The 19,893-nt window shown below is 57.5% G+C and carries 16 protein-coding genes; 7 read left to right on the forward strand and 9 right to left on the reverse strand.

All coding sequences use genetic code 11. From position 1 onward, the window contains the following. Nucleotides 1-60 precede the first annotated feature (60 nt). Nucleotides 61-957 carry a DMT family transporter gene (locus GXP72_RS13240; protein ID WP_157189935.1) on the forward strand — a complete coding sequence of 299 codons (897 nt, stop codon included), beginning with the start codon at nt 61-63 and terminating at the stop codon, nt 955-957. Here GXP72_RS13240 and narI read toward each other — a convergent pair. The 5 genes from narI to GXP72_RS13265 form a co-directional block, all read right to left on the reverse strand. Beyond that, nucleotides 954-1,631, reverse strand: a complete 678-nt coding sequence (gene narI / locus GXP72_RS13245) for a respiratory nitrate reductase subunit gamma (RefSeq protein WP_023312107.1) — start codon at nt 1,629-1,631, stop codon at nt 954-956. The genes GXP72_RS13240 and narI overlap by 4 nt on opposite strands. Then, nucleotides 1,631-2,341: a nitrate reductase molybdenum cofactor assembly chaperone gene (gene narJ / locus GXP72_RS13250; RefSeq protein ID WP_061714964.1), complete on the reverse strand. Its 711-nt coding sequence runs from the start codon at nt 2,339-2,341 to the stop codon at nt 1,631-1,633. Before narJ ends, narI begins: the two co-directional genes overlap by 1 nt. Then, entirely contained in the window at nt 2,338-3,873 is a 1,536-nt protein-coding gene (narH, locus tag GXP72_RS13255) for a nitrate reductase subunit beta (protein ID WP_024907086.1), read from the reverse strand. Before narH ends, narJ begins: the two co-directional genes overlap by 4 nt. Further along, nucleotides 3,870-7,613, reverse strand: coding sequence for a nitrate reductase subunit alpha (locus tag GXP72_RS13260; protein WP_208762983.1), 3,744 nt, complete (start codon nt 7,611-7,613; stop codon nt 3,870-3,872). Before GXP72_RS13260 ends, narH begins: the two co-directional genes overlap by 4 nt. 380 nt (nt 7,614-7,993) lie before the next feature. After that, entirely contained in the window at nt 7,994-9,391 is a 1,398-nt protein-coding gene (locus GXP72_RS13265) for a NarK family nitrate/nitrite MFS transporter (RefSeq protein ID WP_208762984.1), read from the reverse strand. A gap of 309 nt (nt 9,392-9,700) precedes the next feature. Here GXP72_RS13265 and narX point away from each other — a divergent pair, with 309 nt between their 5' ends. Both narX and narL read left to right on the forward strand, forming a co-directional pair. After that, a complete protein-coding gene (gene narX, locus GXP72_RS13270) occupies nt 9,701-11,497 on the forward strand; it encodes a nitrate/nitrite two-component system sensor histidine kinase NarX (protein ID WP_208762985.1) in 1,797 nt (598 codons plus the stop codon). Beyond that, nucleotides 11,490-12,140: a two-component system response regulator NarL gene (gene narL, locus GXP72_RS13275; RefSeq protein WP_008499531.1), complete on the forward strand. Its 651-nt coding sequence runs from the start codon at nt 11,490-11,492 to the stop codon at nt 12,138-12,140. The genes narX and narL overlap by 8 nt, the downstream gene beginning before the upstream one ends. Nucleotides 12,141-12,143: 3 nt before the next feature. On the opposite strand, the gene GXP72_RS13280 is transcribed toward narL, so the two are convergent. Continuing rightward, nucleotides 12,144-13,550: a YchO/YchP family invasin gene (locus GXP72_RS13280; RefSeq protein ID WP_157189321.1), complete on the reverse strand. Its 1,407-nt coding sequence runs from the start codon at nt 13,548-13,550 to the stop codon at nt 12,144-12,146. 177 nt (nt 13,551-13,727) lie between these two features. Here GXP72_RS13280 and GXP72_RS13285 point away from each other — a divergent pair, with 177 nt between their 5' ends. The 3 genes from GXP72_RS13285 (at nt 13,728) to GXP72_RS13295 (ending at nt 16,407) form a co-directional block, all read left to right on the forward strand. After that, nucleotides 13,728-14,081, forward strand: a complete 354-nt coding sequence (locus GXP72_RS13285) for a DsrE/DsrF/TusD sulfur relay family protein (RefSeq protein WP_008499522.1) — start codon at nt 13,728-13,730, stop codon at nt 14,079-14,081. Nucleotides 14,082-14,187: 106 nt separating this feature from the next. Further along, nucleotides 14,188-15,972, forward strand: a complete 1,785-nt coding sequence (locus tag GXP72_RS13290; RefSeq protein WP_048989615.1) for a methyl-accepting chemotaxis protein — start codon at nt 14,188-14,190, stop codon at nt 15,970-15,972. Between the two features lie 195 nt (nt 15,973-16,167). Beyond that, on the forward strand, nt 16,168-16,407 hold the full coding sequence (locus tag GXP72_RS13295; protein ID WP_024907074.1) for a DUF1883 domain-containing protein: 240 nt from the start codon (nt 16,168-16,170) through the stop codon (nt 16,405-16,407). A 30-nt stretch (nt 16,408-16,437) separates the two neighbouring features. Here the strand turns inward: GXP72_RS13295 and GXP72_RS13300 are convergent, their stop codons facing one another. Together GXP72_RS13300 and chaB are read right to left on the reverse strand one after the other, a co-directional pair. After that, nucleotides 16,438-17,133: a gamma-glutamylcyclotransferase gene (locus GXP72_RS13300; protein ID WP_090420990.1), complete on the reverse strand. Its 696-nt coding sequence runs from the start codon at nt 17,131-17,133 to the stop codon at nt 16,438-16,440. 177 nt (nt 17,134-17,310) lie between these two features. Further along, nucleotides 17,311-17,541 carry a putative cation transport regulator ChaB gene (gene chaB / locus GXP72_RS13305; RefSeq protein ID WP_090420993.1) on the reverse strand — a complete coding sequence of 77 codons (231 nt, stop codon included), beginning with the start codon at nt 17,539-17,541 and terminating at the stop codon, nt 17,311-17,313. 270 nt (nt 17,542-17,811) lie between these two features. Here chaB and chaA point away from each other — a divergent pair, with 270 nt between their 5' ends. Next, nucleotides 17,812-18,912: a sodium-potassium/proton antiporter ChaA gene (gene chaA / locus GXP72_RS13310; RefSeq protein WP_024907071.1), complete on the forward strand. Its 1,101-nt coding sequence runs from the start codon at nt 17,812-17,814 to the stop codon at nt 18,910-18,912. A gap of 94 nt (nt 18,913-19,006) precedes the next feature. Here chaA and kdsA read toward each other — a convergent pair whose 3' ends face one another. After that, nucleotides 19,007-19,861 (reverse strand): 3-deoxy-8-phosphooctulonate synthase, encoded by an 855-nt coding sequence (gene kdsA, locus GXP72_RS13315; protein ID WP_023335996.1) that lies wholly within the window; start codon nt 19,859-19,861, stop codon nt 19,007-19,009. Between the last annotated feature and the right edge of the window lie 32 nt (nt 19,862-19,893).

A 19,893-nucleotide genomic window follows, 5' to 3' on the forward strand; every position in this document is an offset into this window, starting at 1 on the left:
CACCCCTGTAAAACCCGACAGCGATTTTCGACAATAGCGTCATTAATCAGGAGGTGGATGATGCGTAATTTACATAAAGGCGTCTGGCAAATGAGCCTGGCGATGTTAATTTCCGGCTCTATCGGCGCGTTTGTTTTGCTCTCAGGTCTGCCGGTGACGGAAGTGGTGTTCTGGCGCTGTCTTATCGGGGCTATGGCGCTTTTTATTTTTATCCGGGTAAGTCAAAAGCCCTTCAGTCCCCTCACCCGCACCACGCTGCTGCTGGCTATTCTCGGCGGCGTGGCATTAGTGGTGAACTGGCTGCTGCTCTTCGCCGCCTATGAGCGGATCTCGATTGGCCTTTCGACCGTGGTCTATAACACCCAGCCGTTTATGCTGGTACTGATGGGGATGTTTTTAGGTGAACGCGTCAGCATGGTGAAATGGGGCTGGCTGTTCCTCGCCTTTGGCGGCGTGGTGATACTGCTCTCCAGCGAGCTGACCGGCGCGCATGGCAATGAATGGCTCGCCGGAATCGGTCTGGCCATGGCCGCGGCGTTCTTCTATGCGGTCACGGCCATTATTGCCCGCAAACTCAGATCCGTTGCGCCGCAGCATATTGCCTTTATCCAGGTGCTGACGGGCGTCGTGATGCTTTTACCGTTTGTCAGCCTGCCGTCATTTTCCGGTGATTTCCCCTGGCCGATCCTGCTGACGCTGGGCATTGTCCATACCGGCATTATGTACCAGCTGCTCTACAGCGCGATTCAGAAGCTGCCTACGCCTATAACCGGCTCCCTGTCATTTATCTATCCGGTGGTGGCTATTGTTGTTGATAATCTGGTGTTCGGACACGCGCTGAATCTGACGCAGCTGGCGGGCGGCGCGCTGATCCTGTTTGCTGCCGCTGGGAACAACCTGGGCTGGGGCGAAAAAAAACCCCGCGAGTGCGGGGTTGGTATCAAAACGGCAAATTAGCGACGGGCGCGTACTATCTGGTATTTGCGCGTCAGGTACTCCACCGGCGCGCTCCAGATATGCACCAGGCGGGAGAACGGGAACAGCACAAACAGCGTCATCCCCAGCACCAGGTGAACGCGGAAGATAAACGCCACGCCGTCCAGGTGCGCGGAGGCTCCGCCGTGGAAGGTCACCACGGACTGCGCCCAGCCCACCAGCTTCATCATTTCGCTCCCGTCCATATGCTGCGCCGAGAACGGAATGGTCAACAGACCCAGCGCACACTGCACCATCAGCAGGGAGAGGATCAGGATGTCCGCTGCCGTCGTGGTCGCACGCACGCGCGGGCTGAACAGACGACGTTTCAGCAGCAGCAGGCCACCGACCAGGGTCATCACGCCGCAGGCACCGCCGGCGATCATCGCCATCTTCTGCTTCACCTCAATCGGTAGCCACGCTTCATACATCCAGTGCGGCGTCAGCATCCCCAGGAAGTGACCGGCAAAAATCCCCAGAATACCGATGTGGAACAGGTTAGAGCCCACATGCATCCCTTTACGATCCAGCATCTGGCTGGAGGCAGCACGCCAGGTGTACTGCCCGTAGTCGTAACGCAGCCAGCTTCCCACCAGGAACACGGTGCCCGCGATATACGGGTAAATGTCAAAGAAGAACATATTCAGGAAGTGCATTAGTGCCGTCCTCCGTTAGAGATATTCAAATATTGCGGGGCAACCGCGCCGGCAAAACGACGCTGGTGAGCGGAGATTTCAGACTCGCCGCAGTTCTGGTCAGCAAAGAATTTCACCTGCTCTTCTTCCCAGACCGCATCCAGCGCTTGTGGCGTATCATCGCGGGCTTCATCCGCAATTTTCTCCGCCACTTTTTCACGGTCGACCGCAGCGTTGGCCAGCTTCACCAGCAGATCGAACAGAACCGCATAGCGGCTCTCGCGCTGCTGAAGACGCGCGCCGAGCAGCGCCAGGATCGGCGCGATGTCCTGCAGACCGCCCAGCGCCTCTTCTTTCGGCAGCTGCGCGAGGTACTCCAGATACAGCGGCAGATGATCCGGCAGCTCGCGGCTGTCGAGCTGCAGGCCGTGCTGTTCATACTGGGCCATCAGATCCACCATCGCCTGACCGCGGTCGCGGGACTCACCGTGAACGTGTTCAAACAGCAGCAGGGACGTTGCACGACCACGGTCAAACAGCTGGCTGTAGTCCGACTGGGCATCCAGAAGGTCGCGCGCCAGCAGGTCACGGAGGAAAACACCCAGCTTCTGGGCATCGTCCTTATCCAGGTTTTCAGATGACGCGAGTGCATCAAAGAGTTCCTGCTGATGCTGCGCAAGCGCAGCATCCGGATACTCGAGCAGACGCGAAACAATGACGAGTTCAATCATTGGTGCGGCTCCGTTTTGCTGGTCACATCCATGGCATCAATGCGGCGGCTGTTGAACAGATTGAATTTGCTGTCTGACCCGTGGCAACCGTCGCCAAAGGTAAAGCCACAGCCATTTTTTTCCGGGAAGGCTTCGCGGGCCAGCTCACGGTGGCTGCTCGGCACCACGAAACGGTCTTCGTAGTTAGCGATCGCCAGATAGCGGTACATCTCCTGCGCCTGCGCTTCGGTCAGACCGACCTCTTCCAGCGCGCGGGTATCGGTTACGCCATCCACGGTTTCGGCACGCTTGAAGTGGCGCATTGCCAGCATACGCTTCAGCGCCAGCAGGACCGGCTGGGTATCGCCTGCGGTCAGCAGGTTTGCCAGATACTGAACCGGGATACGCAGGCTCTCCACGTCCGGCAGAATGCCGTTGCTGCCCAGTTCACCCGCGTCAGCCGCAGACTGAATCGGCGACAGCGGCGGCACGTACCAGACCATCGGCAGAGTGCGGTATTCCGGGTGCAGCGGCAGCGCGAGCTTCCAGTCCATCGCCATTTTGTACACCGGCGACTGCTGCGCGGCGTCAATCACGCTCTGCGGGATGCCGTCCTTCAGCGCCTGCTCAATCACCTTCGGATCGTTCGGATCGAGGAACACGTCCAGCTGACGCTGATAGAGATCTTTCTCGTGCTCGGTGCTGGCTGCGTTTTCAATCGCGTCTGCGTCGTACAGCAGCACGCCGAGGTAGCGAATACGGCCTACGCAGCTTTCGGAGCAGACGGTTGGCATCCCGGCTTCAATACGCGGATAGCAGAAGATGCACTTCTCGGATTTGCCGCTCTTCCAGTTGAAGTAGATCTTTTTGTACGGACAGCCGGTGATGCACATACGCCAGCCGCGGCACTTGTCCTGGTCGATCAGCACGATGCCGTCTTCTTCACGCTTGTAGATGGCGCCGCTCGGGCAGGTCGCCACGCACGCCGGGTTGAGGCAGTGCTCGCACAGGCGCGGCAGATACATCATGAAGGTATTTTCGAACTGGCCGTACATCGCCTTCTGCATGTTCTCGAAGTTCTGGTCTTTGGCGCGTTTCTCGAACTCGCCGCCCAGAATCTCTTCCCAGTTTGGACCGCTGGTAATTTTGTCCATGCGCTGGCCGGTAATCAGCGAGCGAGGACGGGCGATCGGCTGGTGTTTGCCTTCCGGCGCGTTGTGCAGATTCTGGTAGTCGTAATCAAACGGCTCGTAGTAATCATCGATGCCCGGCAGATGCGGGTTAGCGAAGATTTTTCCCAGAAGCCAAGCGCGGTTACCCATGCGCGGCTGCAGCTTGCCGTTGATTTTGCGGATCCAGCCGCCCTTCCACTTCTCCTGGTTTTCCCAGTCGGTCGGGAAGCCGGTGCCCGGCTTGCTTTCCACGTTATTGAACCAGGCGTATTCCATACCTTCACGGCTGGTCCAGACGTTTTTACAGGTGACCGAGCAGGTATGGCAGCCGATGCATTTATCCAGATTCAGCACCATGCCGACTTGTGAACGAATTTTCATTTTACGCTCTCCTGTACCTGGTCATTACCTTCGCCGTCTAACCAGTTAATATTCTTCATCTTACGTACCACCACGAACTCATCGCGGTTCGATCCTACGGTGCCGTAGTAGTTAAAGCCGTAGGCCAGCTGCGCATAGCCACCGATCATGTGGGTCGGCTTCGGCGTAATGCGGGTCACGGAGTTGTGGATCCCGCCGCGCTGCTCGGTGATCTCTGACCCCGGCAGGTTAACGATACGTTCTTGCGCGTGGTACATCATGGTCATCCCGGCCGGTACGCGCTGGCTCACCACCGCACGCGCCGTCAGGGCACCGTTGCTGTTGAACACTTCGATCCAGTCGTTATCTTCAATACCCAGATCTTTGGCATCCGTTTCGCTCATCCAGACAATCGGACCGCCGCGCGACAGGGTCAGCATCAGCAGGTTGTCGCTGTAGGTGGAGTGAATACCCCACTTCTGGTGCGGCGTCAGGAAGTTCAGCGCCTTCTCAGGGTTACCGTTCGATTTCACCCCCATCACGGCTTTCACGGAGCGGGTGTCGATTGGCGGACGGTACACCAGCAGGCTTTCACCGAAGTCGCGCATCCACTGGTGATCCTGATACAGCGACTGGCGGCCTGACAGGGTGCGCCATGGGATCAGCTCGTGAACGTTGGTGTAGCCCGCGTTATAGGACACATGCTCATCTTCCAGGCCTGACCAGGTCGGGCTGGAGATAATCTTGCGCGGCTGGGCCTGAATATCGCGGAAGCGAATTTTCTCTTCCTCTTTATTCGTCGCCAGGTGGGTATGGTCGCGACCGGTGAACTCGCTCAGGGCCGCCCAGGCCTTCACCGCGACGTGGCCGTTGGTTTCCGGGGCCAGGGTCAGGATCATCTCTGCGGCATCAATCGCCGTGTTGAGCATTGGCTGGCCTTTGGCCGGACCGTCCGCTTTGGTGTAGTTAAGCTTGCGCAGCAGATCCATTTCGCTCTGGGTGTTCCAGGCGATCCCTTTACCGCCGTTGCCGATCTTCTCCATCAGTGGGCCGATAGAGGTAAAGCGCTCGTAGGTTGCCGGGTAGTCGCGTTCAACCGGAATAATGTGCGGCGCGGTCACGCCCGGGATCAGGTCGCACTCGCCTTTTTTCCAGTCCTTCACGTCCAGCGGCTGCGCCAGTTCGGCGGCGGAGTCGTGCTGGATTGGCAGCGTCACCACGTCGGTCTCTTTGCCGAGGTGCCCCACGCAGACTTCGGAGAATGTCTTCGCGATGTCTTTGTAGATTTCCCAGTCGCTTTTTGATTCCCACGCCGGGTCAACGGCCGCAGACAGCGGATGAATAAACGGATGCATGTCCGAGGTATTCATGTCGTCTTTTTCGTACCAGGTGGCGGTAGGCAGCACGATGTCGGAGTAGAGGCAGGTGCTGGACAGGCGGAAGTCGAGGGTGACCACCAGATCCAGCTTGCCGTCGAGACCGTTGTCTTTCCACTCCACCTCTTCCGGCTTCACGCCGCCCTGCTTGCCGAGATCTTTCCCCTGGATACCGTTTTCGGTACCGAGCAGGTATTTCAGCATGTACTCGTGGCCTTTACCGGACGAGCCCAGCAGGTTGGAGCGCCAGATAAACAGGTTACGCGGATGGTTTTTACCGTTCTCCGGCTGTTCCGCTGCGAAGCGAATTGAGCCATCCTTCAGGGATTTCACGGTGTAATCCACCGGTGACATGCCTGCCTGCTTTGCCGCTTCCGCAATGCGCAGCGGGTTAGTACCCAGCTGCGGCGCAGACGGCAGCCAGCCCATGCGCTCGGCGCGCACGTTGAAGTCAATCAGATGGCCGCTGTAGCGGGATTTATCCGCCATCGGCGACAGCAGCTCCTGCGCGGTGACCGTCTCGTAGCGCCACTGGCTGGAGTGGTTATAGAAGTAGGAAGTGCTGTTCATGTGGCGTGCCGGGCGCTGCCAGTCGAGGGCAAACGCCAGCGGCTGCCAGCCGGTCTGCGGACGCAGTTTTTCCTGGCCCACGTAGTGCGCCCAGCCGCCGCCGCTCTGACCTACGCAGCCGCAGAAGATCAGCATGTTGATCAGGCCACGGTAGTTCATATCGAGGTGATACCAGTGGTTCAGACCCGCACCGACGATGATCATGGAGCGACCGTGGGTCTTGTCGGCGTTATCCGCAAACTCGCGGGCGATACGCACGATCTGCGCGCGTGGAACGCCGGTGATTTGCTCTGCCCATGCCGGGGTGTAGGCTTTCACATCGTCATAGCCGGTGGCGCAGTTTTCATCGCCCAGACCACGTTCCAGGCCGTAGTTCGCCATGGTCAGGTCATAGACGGTGGTGACCAGCGCGGTAGTCCCGTCGGCCAGCTGCAGGCGTTTCACCGGCAGCTTGTGCATCAGTACGTTTTTCAGTTCAACCTTGTTGAAGTGCTCGGAACCTTCACCGCCGAAGTACGGGAAGCCCACCTCGGCGATCTCGTCCTGGCTACCCAGCATGCTCAGGCGCAGTTCCGTCTCTTCACCGGTCGTGCCGTTACGCTGCTCAAGGTTCCACTTGCCCTTCTCGCCCCAGCGGAAGCCGATAGAGCCGTTTGGCGCCACCAGCTCGCCGTTGCTGTTATAGGCAACGGTTTTCCACTCTGGGTTATTTTCCTGGCCCAGCGCGTCCACCAGATCGGCAGCGCGCAGCGTACGGCCTGCTGCGTAGTAGCCGTCACGCTCTTCGAGCATCACCAGCATCGGCATGTCGGTGTAGCGACGGACGTAGTCGGTGAAGTACTGGCTTGGTTTATCCAGATGGAACTCGCGCAGCATGACGTGGCCCATCGCCATCGCCATCGCCGCATCGGTACCCTGCTTCGGTGCCAGCCACAGATCGCACAGCTTGGCGATTTCGGCGTAGTCCGGGGTGACCGCCACGGTTTTGGTGCCTTTATAACGGACTTCGGTAAAGAAGTGCGCGTCCGGCGTACGGGTCTGCGGCACGTTAGAGCCCCAGGCGATGATGTAGCTGGAGTTGTACCAGTCCGCGGATTCCGGCACGTCGGTCTGCTCGCCCCAGGTCTGCGGAGACGCGGGCGGCAGGTCGCAGTACCAGTCGTAGAAACTCAGGCAGGTACCGCCGATTAAAGAGAGATAGCGCGCGCCGGAGGCATAAGAGACCATCGACATCGCCGGGATCGGCGAGAAACCCGCCACGCGGTCAGGACCGTAGGTTTTGACGGTGTAGACGTTGGAAGCGGCAATCAGCTCGTTCACTTCTTTCCATGAGGAGCGAACGAAACCTCCGCGACCGCGGGCCTGCTTGAAGCTTTTTGCTTTGTCAGCGTCTTCAATGATGGAGGCCCAGGCATCCACCGGATCGCTGTGCTGCACTTTCGCTTCACGCCACATTTTCATCAGGCGCTTGCGCATCAGGGGGTATTTCAGACGGTTCGCGCTGTAGAGATACCAGGAGTAGCTGGCGCCACGCGGGCAGCCGCGCGGTTCGTGGTTCGGCATATCCGGGCGGGTGCGAGGATAGTCGGTCTGCTGCATTTCCCAGGTCACCAGACCGTTTTTAACGAAAATCTTCCAGCTACATGAGCCAGTGCAGTTCACGCCGTGGGTCGAACGGACGACTTTGTCATGCTGCCAGCGCTGGCGGTAACCGTCTTCCCAGTCCCGGTTGGTATCCAGAACCTGGCCGTGCCCATCGGCAAACGTTTCACCCTTCTGCTTGAAGTAGCGAAACCGGTCCAAAAATTTGCTCATCGGGTATCTCCTGTGTGGAGCCTGTGGCTCTCTAAATCGACATTGCTGATTTGCAGCGAAGGTAACGCCCTGAAAGAGGGGGAGAATTGATAACGATCAAGACGAGGAGGGACTTTCAGGCGAGGAATTACACCGAATACCACCAAAGCGGTATCTTTTGAAACTTCATATCCACATGAAATATATCGTTATTTTTATTTTATCGTACAAACCGCCAGGCAAAATTTAACCTCTCAGGTATTAAGGGGTAGAGCGCCCTGTAAAGCGATGGCGATCACAGTGCTGCCTGCGGATTTCCTCTGCATGGCAACCAGTATGTTGTAACTATTTTGACGCCAAAAAAAACGCGGCCCGAAGGCCGCGTAAACGGATAATCATACTTACTTATTTTTCTTGTTATTACGGCCATATACCAGCCACGTAATCACGACGCAGGCGATATAGAAGACAAGGAAGACTTTCATGGCACCGGCCGGAGAGCCGGTCAGGTCCAGAGAGATACCGAACGCTTTCGGGATAAAGAAGCCGCCAATCGCGCCGATGGCAGAGATAAAGCCCAGCGCCGCAGCCGTATCCGTCGCCGCTTCGCGCATGGCCTGCTCTTCGCTCCCGCCCTGTGCTTTTACGCGGTCCATGGTCAGCTTACGGAAAATCACGGAGATCATCTGGAAGGTTGACGCGCTCCCCAGCCCGGCCGTCAGGAACAGCACCATAAACACGCCGAAGAAGGCGATGAAGTTACCGCCCTGCCCGTCGGCTGGCAGCGTGAGGAACAGCAGCGCACAGAAGACAGCCATCACGACAAAGTTAACCAGCGTCACGCGGGTACCGCCCAGGCGGTCAGATACCATGCCACCCAGCGAACGTGCCAGGGCACCAATAAACGGCCCGAAGAAGGCAAAGTGCAGGATCTGAATCTCCGGGAACTGCGTTTTCGACAGCATCGCGAAGCCCGCTGAGAAGCCGATAAACGAACCGAAGGTGGCCAGATACAGCAGCGCCATCACCCAGAGGTGTCCACGCTTCAGCACCGGCAGCTGTTCGCTCAGCGACGCCTTCGACGCGGACAGGTCATTCATAAAGAACCAGGCTGCGAGGGTGAAGACCACGAGGAACGGTACCCAGATCCAGGCTGCGTTTTGCAGATAGAGGGAAGAACCATCCGCCTGCGCAACGCCACCGCCGCCAAAGGCTGCAAAAATGGAGACCGAGATCGCCAGCGGGGCAATGAGCTGCATCACGCTCACGCCCATATTCCCCAGACCGCCGTTAATCCCCAGCGCGCCGCCCTGCTTCGCTTTCGGGAAGAAGAAGCTGATGTTCGCCATGCTGGAGGCGAAGTTTGCACCCGCAAAACCGCACAGCAGGGAGATAATCACGAATACGCTAAATGGCGTAGAGGTATCCTGCACCGCGAATCCGAGCCAGACACAAGGAACGATCATGATGCCTGTACTGAACGCCGTCCAGCGACGACCGCCAAACACCGGCACCATAAACGCGTAAGGCACACGCAGCAGCGCGCCTGACAGCGACGGCAGCGCGGTCAGCATGAATAGCTGATCGGTGGTAAACGTAAAACCCACTTTCGGCAGGTTGACCGCCACCGCGCTAAACAACATCCATACGCAAAACGCTAATAACAGACACGGCACGGAAATCCACAGATTCCGGCTTGCTACACGATGGCCGCGCTGTTGCCAGAACGCCGGATCCTCTGGACGCCAGTCTGTAATAACGGCACCATTTTCCCTTTCGGGAGCGGATGAGTGACTCATAGACACCTCTGATTCTCGAATGATGCTGCAAACATTAGGGTTTTAGAGCGGCGGTAAGTTGATATAAATCAAAGGAAAAGTGGGAGGATTTGCGGCAAAAAATAAGGCCTCACCCTTAGTGAGTAGGCTAATTCGGTAAAAAAGACGTGGTTTTTCACGGTGCTGACGGTTCCTGGCTACCCCCACCTCCTCCCCCCTACTCCGTTGGCAATTTAGGGGTAATCCTTTATTGGTATGGGTATACTCCAGGGTATGCACCAGAATAGCGCCATTCCTGCAAGCAGGCCACGTCAGGAGCACGCCACCTCTATGTTAAAAAGATGTTTATCTCCGCTGACGCTCGTGAATCAGCTCGCCCTGATCGTTTTGCTGTCCACCGCCATCGGTGTGACCGGCATGGCGATCTCCGGCTGGCTGGTACAGGGAGTACAGGGTAATGCGCATGCCATCAACGAGGCAGGCTCGCTACGCATGCAGAGCTATCGCCTGCTGGCATCGGTTCCCCTGACGCAGGACGATCGTCCCCTGATTGATGAAATGGAGCGCACGGTCTTCAGCCCCGAGCTGGAAAAAGCCGCTATCCGCGCCGGTCAGCAATCCCAGCTTAACGCCCTTCAGGGCTACTGGCACACCCAGCTGCAGCCCGGGCTAAAACAGGCGCGCAGCACGGAAACCGTTGCGCAGGACGTGGCGGGGTTCGTCTCCCGCATTGATGCGCTGGTCTCCGCTTTCGACCAGACCACCGAATTACGCATCGACCGGGTGGTAATGGTGCACCGGGCCATGGCGCTGTTTATGGGGCTGCTGCTGATCTTCACCATCGTCTGGCTCCGCGCGCGGCTGCTGAACCCATGGAAACAGCTGCTGGCCATGGCCCGCGCGGTCACCGCACGCGACTTTACCCAGCGCACGCACATCAGCGGGCGCAATGAGATGGCCATGCTCGGCCAGGCGCTTAATACTATGTCGGCAGAGCTCTCCGAGAGCTACGCGGTGCTGGAACAGCGCGTTCAGGAAAAAACGGCCGGGCTGGAGCAGAAAAACGAGATCCTCTCCTTCCTGTGGCAGGCCAACCGTCGGCTGCACATGCAGGTACCGCTATGTGAACGTCTCTCGCCGGTACTGAACGGCCTGCAAAATCTGACCCTGCTTCACGACCTTGAGCTGCGGGTCTACGATATGGAAGACGAAGATAACCACCAGGAATTCACCTGCCAGTCCGATATGTCCTGCGATGACAAAGGCTGCCATCTTTGTCCTCGCGGCCTGCCGCCGCTGACGACCGGCGGCACCACCCTGAAGTGGCGCCTGACGGACAGCCACACTCAGTACGGCATTCTGCTGGCAACACTGCCAGCCGGGCGTCACCTCAGCCACGACCAGCAGCAGCTGGTGGATACACTGGTTGAACAGCTGACGGCCACGCTGGCGCTCGACAGGCATCAGGAAAAGCAGCAGCAGCTGATCGTCATGGAAGAGCGCGCGACCATCGCCCGCGAGCTTCACGACTCTATCGCTCAGTCGCTCTCCTGTATGAAAATGCAGGTGAGCTGCCTGCAGATGCAGGATGCGGAGATGCCCGAAAGCAACAAGCAGCTGCTCAGCCAGATCCGCAACGAGCTGAACACCTCCTGGATACAGCTGCGCGAGCTGCTGACCACCTTCCGCCTGCAGCTGACCGAGCCGGGCCTGCGCCCGGCGCTGGAAGCCAGCTGTCACGAATTTAGCGCCCGGCTGGGGTTCCCGGTGAAGCTGGATTACCAGCTGCCGCCGCGGTTTGTCCCCTCCCATCAGGCCATCCATCTACTGCAGATCGCCCGCGAAGCGCTGAGCAACGTGCTTAAACACGCTGACGCGACGGCGGTCACGGTCACCGTCAGCCAGCACGATAATCAGGTGAAACTGACGGTTCACGATAACGGCCGCGGCGTGCCGGAAAATGCCGAACGCACTAACCACTATGGTTTAATCATTATGCGAGACCGCGCCCAAAGCCTGCGCGGTGATTGCCAGGTTCGCCGGAGAGAGACGGGCGGCACGGAAGTTGTCGTCACCTTTATTCCCGAGAAACCGCTCACAACTGTTCAAGGAGAAACCCATGACTAATCAGGAACCGGCATCCATCCTGTTGATCGACGACCATCCGATGCTGCGTACTGGCGTGAAACAGCTGGTCAGCATGGCACCCGATATCACCGTGGTGGGCGAAGCCAGCAACGGTGAACAGGGCATTGAGCTTGCCGAATCCCTCGATCCCGATCTGATCCTGCTCGATCTGAATATGCCCGGCATGAACGGTCTGGAGACCCTCGACAAGCTGCGGGAAAAATCGCTTTCCGGGCGCATCGTCGTCTTTAGCGTGTCGAACCATGAGGAGGACGTAGTCACGGCGCTGAAGCGCGGGGCGGATGGCTATCTGCTGAAGGATATGGAGCCGGAAGACTTGCTTAAGGCGCTACAGCAGGCGGCGGCGGGCGAAATGGTGCTCAGCGAAGCCTTAACGCCGGTTCTGGCCGCCAGCCTGCGCGCCAACCGCGCCACCTCTGACCGTGACGTCAGCCAGTTAACCCCGCGCGAGCGCGATATTCTCAAACTCATTGCCCAGGGGCTGCCGAACAAAATGATCGCCCGCCGTCTGGATATCACCGAAAGCACGGTCAAAGTACACGTGAAGCATATGCTGAAGAAAATGAAGCTAAAATCCCGCGTTGAAGCCGCCGTGTGGGTGCATCAGGAACGCATTTTTTAAGGACTACTCATCCGGCAGCAGCTTCCAGCGCGGATCGTCGTCAGGCAATGCGACCAGCGGCTGCACCACGGCAAGCGTGATCTCATTGGACGAGACGCGCTGGCCTTTCTCATCTTCCACCACCGCCGACAGGTGCCAGCGGTTTGTCGCCCCTTCCCGGTCATCCCAGGCAGGGATAATCACGCTCCAGCCGTCGGTGCTGTTGCTTTTCGCCGGCGACGTCAGGCTCAGTGCCTGCGTATCCCCCTGCCAGTGGATCTGACGGATGCCGTGCGTGCTGCGAACCTGAAGCTTCAGCATCACGGTCTCGCCCCCTTTCAGATCCCACGGCGGCGTGGCCAGCCAGACGGACAGCGTTTTACGCTGGCGGAACTCTATCACCGGCAGGCTGGTGCGCTCGGGCGAGTCATAGCGGCTGCCGCGCAGGGAGCGCGTGGCGGCGACCTCATCGGCGGAAAGCTGCTTAGCCAGCGGCACGCCAAAGCGATAGTTGAGCTTCAGCCCGAGGTTATTCTGGCTCTCGCCGCTTTCGCCCTGCTTATGCCCGGCGGTCAAGGTGACCAGCGGAACGGGGGTATAGTTAAGCCCCAGATTCACCGCTACGGGATTGTGATAGCCGGTTCCGCTGTTGAAGAGGTCGACGTTATCGCCAAAGTATTGCTCGAAGCTAACGCTGGTATTGAGATGATGGAACCACGGCAGCCAGGCTTTAGCGGTCACGTCATATCCGCGCGCCATGCGCTGCTCCTGAACGTCAGAGCGCTCGCGCCATCCGGCAAAGGGCTGATAATAGTTCGCTGACAGGCGCAGATTTTCCCCCCACGCTTCCGCCCCCAACCCGGCACGCTGCAGATTTTCATCCAGAAGATTATCGTAAAAAGTGTTGTAACCCAGCAGCCATTTCCCGGCGACCCAGCGCTGACCGATTCCAGCGTTACTGACCAGGCCATCCGTCTGCTGAGTCAGGCCAAGCTGGCTCCAGCTCAGGTAGCGGTTAGTATCGTTCCACGGGATAAACCAGCTCCCGCTGCTGCCGTTAAATTTGCCATCGTTATCCACCAGCAGGTTCACGCTGGCGTTTCCCCAGGGCGACAGCCAGGACTCAATCTGCTGGTTCACTTCCCCGCTTACCGCGTCGCGCACCTGACCAAAGGCAAACTGACGCGCCTGCTCGCCGGTCGTCAGGCCATTGTCGGTCATGCTGGCTTCACCAAAGGCTTTCGCCATTTCGGCCAGATGCTTCTCCCCTTCGCCCGTAGGCGCCGCCAGGCCGAGGTCGGGCAGACTGTCCCCGTTATTATCAAAGGGGTGCTGAGCCTGATGCATAAAGGAATTCGGCGCACCGTGAACGGCTCCGGCCGACAAAAGGGAGAGTAATAGCAGAGAACGAATGCGAGACGATACAGCCATCAACGTTGGGTTTAGCGCCTGGATTTTTGTAAAAGACGTCTTACCTTAACGCTATTAAGAAAGAATTGCAGCCTTACGGGAAATTTCAGGAATATCCTGAAGTTTATTGACGGCTGCAGGCAGCGTAAACTCGGTAAACCCTATATTATTCGTGCCTTTATAAGAACAGGAGTCAACATGCAAAAGATTGTTATCGTCGCCAACGGTGCGGCCTACGGGAGTGAATCCCTTTTTAACAGCCTGCGCCTGGCCATTGCGCTGCGTGAAAAAGAGAGCGACCTGGCGTTACGCCTCTTTTTAATGTCCGACGCGGTCACCGCCGGGCTGAAGGGACAAAAACCGGCCGAGGGTTATAACATTCAGCAGATGCTGGAGATCCTGACCGCGCAAAACGTGCCGGTGAAATTGTGCAAGACCTGCACCGACGGGCGCGGCATTACCGGACTGCCGCTGATTGATGGCGTAGAAATTGGTACGCTGGTTGAGCTGGCCGAGTGGACGCTGTCCGCAGATAAAGTATTAACTTTTTAATAATAAACCCGTAAAAATATTATTTTCTTATGGACGCGGTTTCAGCATCAAGTTTACCTGCTGGCTTGCCGATAGGCATGGAAACAACACAGCAGGTATTTCACTTATGTTCAGATCGATTCGTGCACGCATCATCGCGGCGACGGCAGGCTGTCTGGTCGTCGCCCTTCTCCTCAACACCGTTATTAACTTCCAGGTCACACGCCAGGATAACCAGCAGTCACAGCGCGATATCCTGACCAGCACCAGCGCCAGCCATAACATGGCGATTGCCGACTGGGTCAAAAGCAAGATGACGGTGATCGCCTCCGCGCAGACCGTCGCACTGAGTGACGATCCGGTTCCGGTGTTTAAACAGCTTGCACAGGCGGGTGGATTCACCAACGTTTATGTCGGCTACGCCAGCAAAACGGCGAAATTCTCTGAACCGGCGGGCGTTCCGGCGGATTATGACCCGACCATTCGCCCGTGGTATCAGCAGGTGGTCAGTACGGACGGTCCGGTTGTCACCGCGCCCTACGTTGACGCGGGGACCGGTAAACTGGTGGTGACCTTCGCCGTGCCGGTGAAAGAGAATGGCACACTGAAAGCGGTAGTGGCGGGCGATGTGGCCATGGACAGCGTGGTGGCGAACGTACGCGGGATCCATCCAACCCCGGCCAGCAGCGGGTTGCTTCTGAACAGTGACGGCAGCGTGATTGCCGCTAACGATCCGGCTCTGACGCTTAAACCGTTTGCTGAGACCATCAAAGGCATCGATTTTGCTGCGCTGAAAAGCGGTAACCCGGTTGACGGCACGCTGAACGATGCTGAAAAAACCTTCGTGGCGACAGCCGTGCCGGGCACAAACTGGCTGCTAGTCGTCGCCCTCGACAACGGCGACGCCACCTCCGGCATGCGTTCCCTGCTTAAAGCATCGGCGATTTCGCTGGTGATCCTGGCACTGCTGAGCGCGGCCATTGTTCACCTCCTGATTGCCCGCCTGCTGAAGCGTCTGTCCGACATTCGCGACGCGATGCACAACATTGCCAACGGGACTAACGATCTGTCGCAGCGTCTGCCGGACAGCGGCGAGGACGAGGTGGCGCAGATTGCGCAGGCCTTTAACGCCTTCAGCGATAAGCTGTCGGTGGTGATGGTGCAGCTCCGTGATGCCAGTGAATCGGTGAAAAACGCCGCCCAGGAGATTGCGGCGGGTAACCAGGATCTCTCCGGACGTACCGAGCAGGCGGCGTCCAGCCTGCGCGAGACGGCCAGCGCCGTGGAGCAGATCACCGCCTCCGTGACCCAATCGAACGAGTCGGCGGCAGAAGCGAACGACCAGGCGAGCAAGGCCTCAGCGGCCGCGGCGCGCGGCGGCGAGGTGGTATCCCAGGCGATCAGCACCATGCAGTCCATCGAAGTCGCATCGGCTAAAATTGGCGATATCACCAGCGTGATTGACGGCATCGCGTTCCAGACCAACATTCTGGCGCTGAACGCCTCCGTCGAGGCGGCCCGTGCCGGGGAGCAGGGTCGCGGGTTTGCCGTGGTGGCAGGCGAAGTGCGTAACCTGGCAAGCCGCAGCGCCCAGGCGGCGAAAGAGATCAAATCGCTGATCGATTCCACCACCGACAGCGTGGCCACCGGCTCCCGCTACGTGCATCTGGCCGGGGAAAGCATGGACGAGATCCGCTCCAGCATCGGCAGCGTCTCCGGCATCATGCGCGAAATCTCCATCGCCACCAGCGAGCAGATGAAAGGCATTCATGAGATCAATCATGCGGTGACCCATCTCGACAGGATGGTCCAGCAGAACGCCGAGCTGGTAGTGGAATCCGCCGCCGCCGCGGGTGCCCTGCAGAGCCAGGCTGGGGACCTTGCTGAAACCGCCGGCCATTTCCGCATTTAATTTTATTCCGGCGCGGGTTTACCGGGTAAAACCCGCGCCAGCTGAATGCTTTCAGGAATTTTGTCATTTTTGTTTAAACGTTATGCCATTTTTTGATCAAAATCATCATCCCTCGCCCCCCGCTTTGGTGTTATGCAATGAGTAATTTGTGAACAATATCACGCTCGGGATGGGCAAAATCGACGGGGTAAAAAAATGGCACTGGTAAAAACAAGTTTGAAGCTGTTTGGCGGGGATACGGTAGTGGTGCGTTGCTCAGAGCGCTGTCGTATTCACCTGATGAGTGCGAAAGCACATAAACAATCCCAGGCGGATATTCTCACCGTGCAGGATGATAAAGCGTGGCTTACCGTACCGTATACCGGCACGTGGGATGTGCTGATCGACAGCCACAGCCAGTCGCTGGAGCATTCCGTCAGCTACGTGGCTGCATAATAATAAACGCCCGGCGAGCCGGGCGTATCATCAGGCAAAGCCCGGTCGCAGCGTGCCGTTGAGCGGGTTCCTTTCCAGCAGAGCCTTCACCTTTACCACCAGCTCATTCAGACAATCGTCTTTCATGCCGAGGCGGGTCAGCTCCTGATCCAGGGAGAAGAGATATTGTGCATTGGTCCCCAGCGGTCCGCTGGCGGCAGCAATCAACGGGGCTATGACCTGCGTGCGGGTGTCCGCTTCATACAGCGGATGACGCGGGTCCATAATAAACACCAGCGCATTGACGGTGCGTCCGTCGTCCAGCTCCAGCTTGCACCAGCTCGGCATATAGCAGCCGGTGATCATCTCACGCTTCCAGAGCAGCGTAAGCTCCTCTTCCAGCGAGGCATCAGGAAGGCGATACGCCACGCCCGTGGTGCGCCCGCCCTCTTTCAGTGCAAGCATACGTCCCGGCTGGCACGCGCTGCCGCGTCCGGCCGTCAGACGCAGGCAAAATGCGCGATGCCAGCCAGGCAGCGTTCCCGTTGCCGATTCGACAAATTCCAGAGCCGGGTTCCACATCAGGGAACCGTAGCCAAAAATCCATACCGGGCCATCATCCGGGCGGCAGGCAAGCGTGGCAGCAAGTGACGCCGCACGTTGTTCAGCTGACCAGAGAAGCGATTCCTCAATAGCACCAAATGCCGTCTTACAATCTGCCTTCATTAAGAAATCACGCGTTAACACTTTACACCTCCGCCACTGCATGCTTCCTTGCGACATCTGTAATTCGCCTTCCCGGCATTATGTGCTGGTCATTTTGCCAGCAGTTAAATAACGATAAGCAATTAGCGGACCAGTTGCAATACAACGGCAGTTCAACCGCCTGAAAAGTCAAAATGAAGGCAGCGAATTATTTCACGGCTATTTCTTTTTATGCCATTTATCGTCGCCTCCTTTTTCATATTCATGTTTTACGGCGGACCAGGCGACTTTGTGTGCCGTCTCTTCACGGCTGGCATCATCCCGGCGATCGTCCTTATCTTTGTATTGATCCCAGGCGCTGTTAAACGCCTCTTTGTAGATATCCTGCGCGTGAGCGGGCAGCACGTTTTGCACGTTGTCTGGTAATTCGCGTTTCGTTTTATATGGCATCACTCACCTCTCTTTTGCTTAAAGAGATAAGTGTGGACGACGATATGGCAGCGTGCCACCCGGCCTTAATTTATGGTTTCAAACCAAATGTAATTTATTGTTATTTAATAAGTATTATATGAAAACAGTCAATTACATGAGTCAGGCATTAAATTTATGAAAAAGGGTAAAATTAAGTAAAAAATAAAGGGTATTTAACAGAGATCTGTTAGTTTAATGACCTCAAAAATCTATCTATAATTACAAGCACCTGCATTGATGGAGAAGCACATGACAGCAACACACGAGGCGGTAAAGACCCGCCACAAGGAGACGTCACTCATTTTCCCGGTTCTGGCACTGGCTGTGCTGCTCTTCTGGGGAAGCAGTCAGTCACTGCCAGTGGTGGTTGGTATCAATATTCTTGCCCTGGTCGGCATCTTAACCAGCGCATTTAGCGTCGTTCGCCATGCGGACGTCCTGGCCCACCGTCTGGGCGAGCCGTACGGATCGTTAATTCTCAGCCTTTCCGTCGTTATTCTCGAAGTCAGCCTGATTTCCGCGCTCATGGCGACCGGCGATGCCGCGCCGACGCTGATGCGCGACACGCTCTACTCTATCATTATGATTGTGACGGGCGGCCTGGTGGGCTTCTCTCTGCTGCTGGGCGGGCGCAAGTTCGCGACCCAGTATATGAACCTGTTCGGCATTAAACAGTATCTGATTGCCCTCTTCCCGCTGGCCATTATCGTGCTGGTCTTCCCGATGGCGCTGCCGGGCGCGAATTTCTCTACCGGTCAGGCACTGCTGGTCGCACTGATTTCCGCCGCCATGTACGGCGTGTTCCTGCTGATTCAGACCAAAACGCACCAGAGCCTGTTTGTTTATGAGCATGAAGACGACAGCGACGACGATGACCCGCACCACGGTAAGCCGTCGGCCCACAGCAGCGCGTGGCATACGGTTTGGCTGATCGTACATCTGATTGCGGTGATTGCCGTCACCAAGATGAACGCCAACCCGCTGGAAACGCTGTTAACCGAGCTGAACGCGCCGGTAGCGTTTACCGGCTTCCTGGTGGCGCTGCTGATCCTGTCTCCTGAAGGGCTGGGTGCGCTGAAAGCGGTGTTGAATAATCAGGTACAGCGCGCAATGAACCTGTTCTTCGGCTCCGTACTGGCGACAATATCACTTACCGTGCCGGTGGTGACGCTGATTGCCTTTATGACGGGCAACGAGCTGCAGTTTGCGCTGGGTGCGCCGGAAATGATTGTGATGGTGGCCTCGTTGCTGCTGTGCCAGATTTCGTTCTCCACCGGGCGTACCAACGTGCTGAACGGCGCGGCGCATATGGCGTTGTTTATTGCGTACTTAATGACGATTTTTGCGTAAGATTGATCCGGTGCGGCCTGATGCCCTCACCCCAACCCTCTCCCTGTGGGAGAGGGAGAAAACATAAAAAAACCCGCCGAAGCGGGTTTTTTTATTAGTTGCTGGTATCCAGCTCGTCGAAGCTCTTCACCAGATCGTCAATCGCTTTGATCTGTTTCAGGAACGGCTCCAGCTTATCCAGCGGCAGCGCAGATGGGCCGTCGCATTTCGCATTAGCCGGATCCGGGTGCGCTTCAATAAACAGACCTGCCAGGCCGGTCGCCATACCGGCACGCGCCAGCTCGGTAACCTGCGCACGACGGCCACCGGACGCGGCGCCAAACGGGTCGCGGCACTGCAGGGCGTGGGTCACGTCGAAAATCACCGGAGACTGGCCGGAGACATTTTTCATCACGCTGAAGCCCAGCATGTCGACAACCAGGTTGTCGTAACCGAAGTTAGCGCCACGGTCACACAGGATCACCTGATCGTTACCGCCTTCGATAAACTTATCAACGATGTTACCCATCTGACCCGGGCTGACGAACTGCGGTTTTTTCACGTTAATCACGGCACCGGTTTTCGCCATCGCGGCGACCAGGTCGGTCTGGCGAGCCAGGAACGCCGGGAGCTGGATCACGTCCACCACGTCTGCCACCGGCTGCGCCTGAGAGGCTTCATGCACGTCGGTGATCACTTTCACGCCAAAGGTCTGCTTCAGCTCCTGGAAAATCTTCATCCCTTCTTCCAGGCCCGGGCCACGGTAAGAGTTGATGGAGGAGCGGTTGGCTTTGTCAAAAGAGGCTTTAAACACGTACGGGATGCCCAGCTTCTGGGTCACGGTCACGTAGTGTTCGCAGATACGCATGGCGAGATCGCGGGATTCCAGCACGTTCATGCCGCCAAACAGGACGAACGGCAGGTCGTTTGCTACCTTGATATCACCAATGCTAACCACTTTTTGTTTCATAGGATCGCCTTATTCAGGTGTGAATCGGAATT

Source organism: Enterobacter sp. SES19, from assembly GCF_011765665.1.
Taxonomy (GTDB): domain Bacteria; phylum Pseudomonadota; class Gammaproteobacteria; order Enterobacterales; family Enterobacteriaceae; genus Enterobacter; species Enterobacter pseudoroggenkampii.

Coding starts and splice junctions, on each gene's coding strand:
- GXP72_RS13265 (WP_208762984.1), bottom strand. CDS start 9,391: ATGAGTCACTCATCCGCTCCCGAAAGGGAAAATGGTGCCGTTATTACA.
- GXP72_RS13285 (WP_008499522.1), top strand. CDS start 13,728: ATGCAAAAGATTGTTATCGTCGCCAACGGTGCGGCCTACGGGAGTGAA.
- GXP72_RS13260 (WP_208762983.1), bottom strand. CDS start 7,613: ATGAGCAAATTTTTGGACCGGTTTCGCTACTTCAAGCAGAAGGGTGAA.
- narI (WP_023312107.1), bottom strand. CDS start 1,631: ATGCACTTCCTGAATATGTTCTTCTTTGACATTTACCCGTATATCGCG.
- GXP72_RS13290 (WP_048989615.1), top strand. CDS start 14,188: ATGTTCAGATCGATTCGTGCACGCATCATCGCGGCGACGGCAGGCTGT.
- narH (WP_024907086.1), bottom strand. CDS start 3,873: ATGAAAATTCGTTCACAAGTCGGCATGGTGCTGAATCTGGATAAATGC.
- narX (WP_208762985.1), top strand. CDS start 9,701: ATGTTAAAAAGATGTTTATCTCCGCTGACGCTCGTGAATCAGCTCGCC.
- GXP72_RS13240 (WP_157189935.1), top strand. CDS start 61: ATGCGTAATTTACATAAAGGCGTCTGGCAAATGAGCCTGGCGATGTTA.
- narJ (WP_061714964.1), bottom strand. CDS start 2,341: ATGATTGAACTCGTCATTGTTTCGCGTCTGCTCGAGTATCCGGATGCT.
- chaB (WP_090420993.1), bottom strand. CDS start 17,541: ATGCCATATAAAACGAAACGCGAATTACCAGACAACGTGCAAAACGTG.
- chaA (WP_024907071.1), top strand. CDS start 17,812: ATGACAGCAACACACGAGGCGGTAAAGACCCGCCACAAGGAGACGTCA.
- narL (WP_008499531.1), top strand. CDS start 11,490: ATGACTAATCAGGAACCGGCATCCATCCTGTTGATCGACGACCATCCG.
- kdsA (WP_023335996.1), bottom strand. CDS start 19,861: ATGAAACAAAAAGTGGTTAGCATTGGTGATATCAAGGTAGCAAACGAC.
- GXP72_RS13295 (WP_024907074.1), top strand. CDS start 16,168: ATGGCACTGGTAAAAACAAGTTTGAAGCTGTTTGGCGGGGATACGGTA.
- GXP72_RS13280 (WP_157189321.1), bottom strand. CDS start 13,550: ATGGCTGTATCGTCTCGCATTCGTTCTCTGCTATTACTCTCCCTTTTG.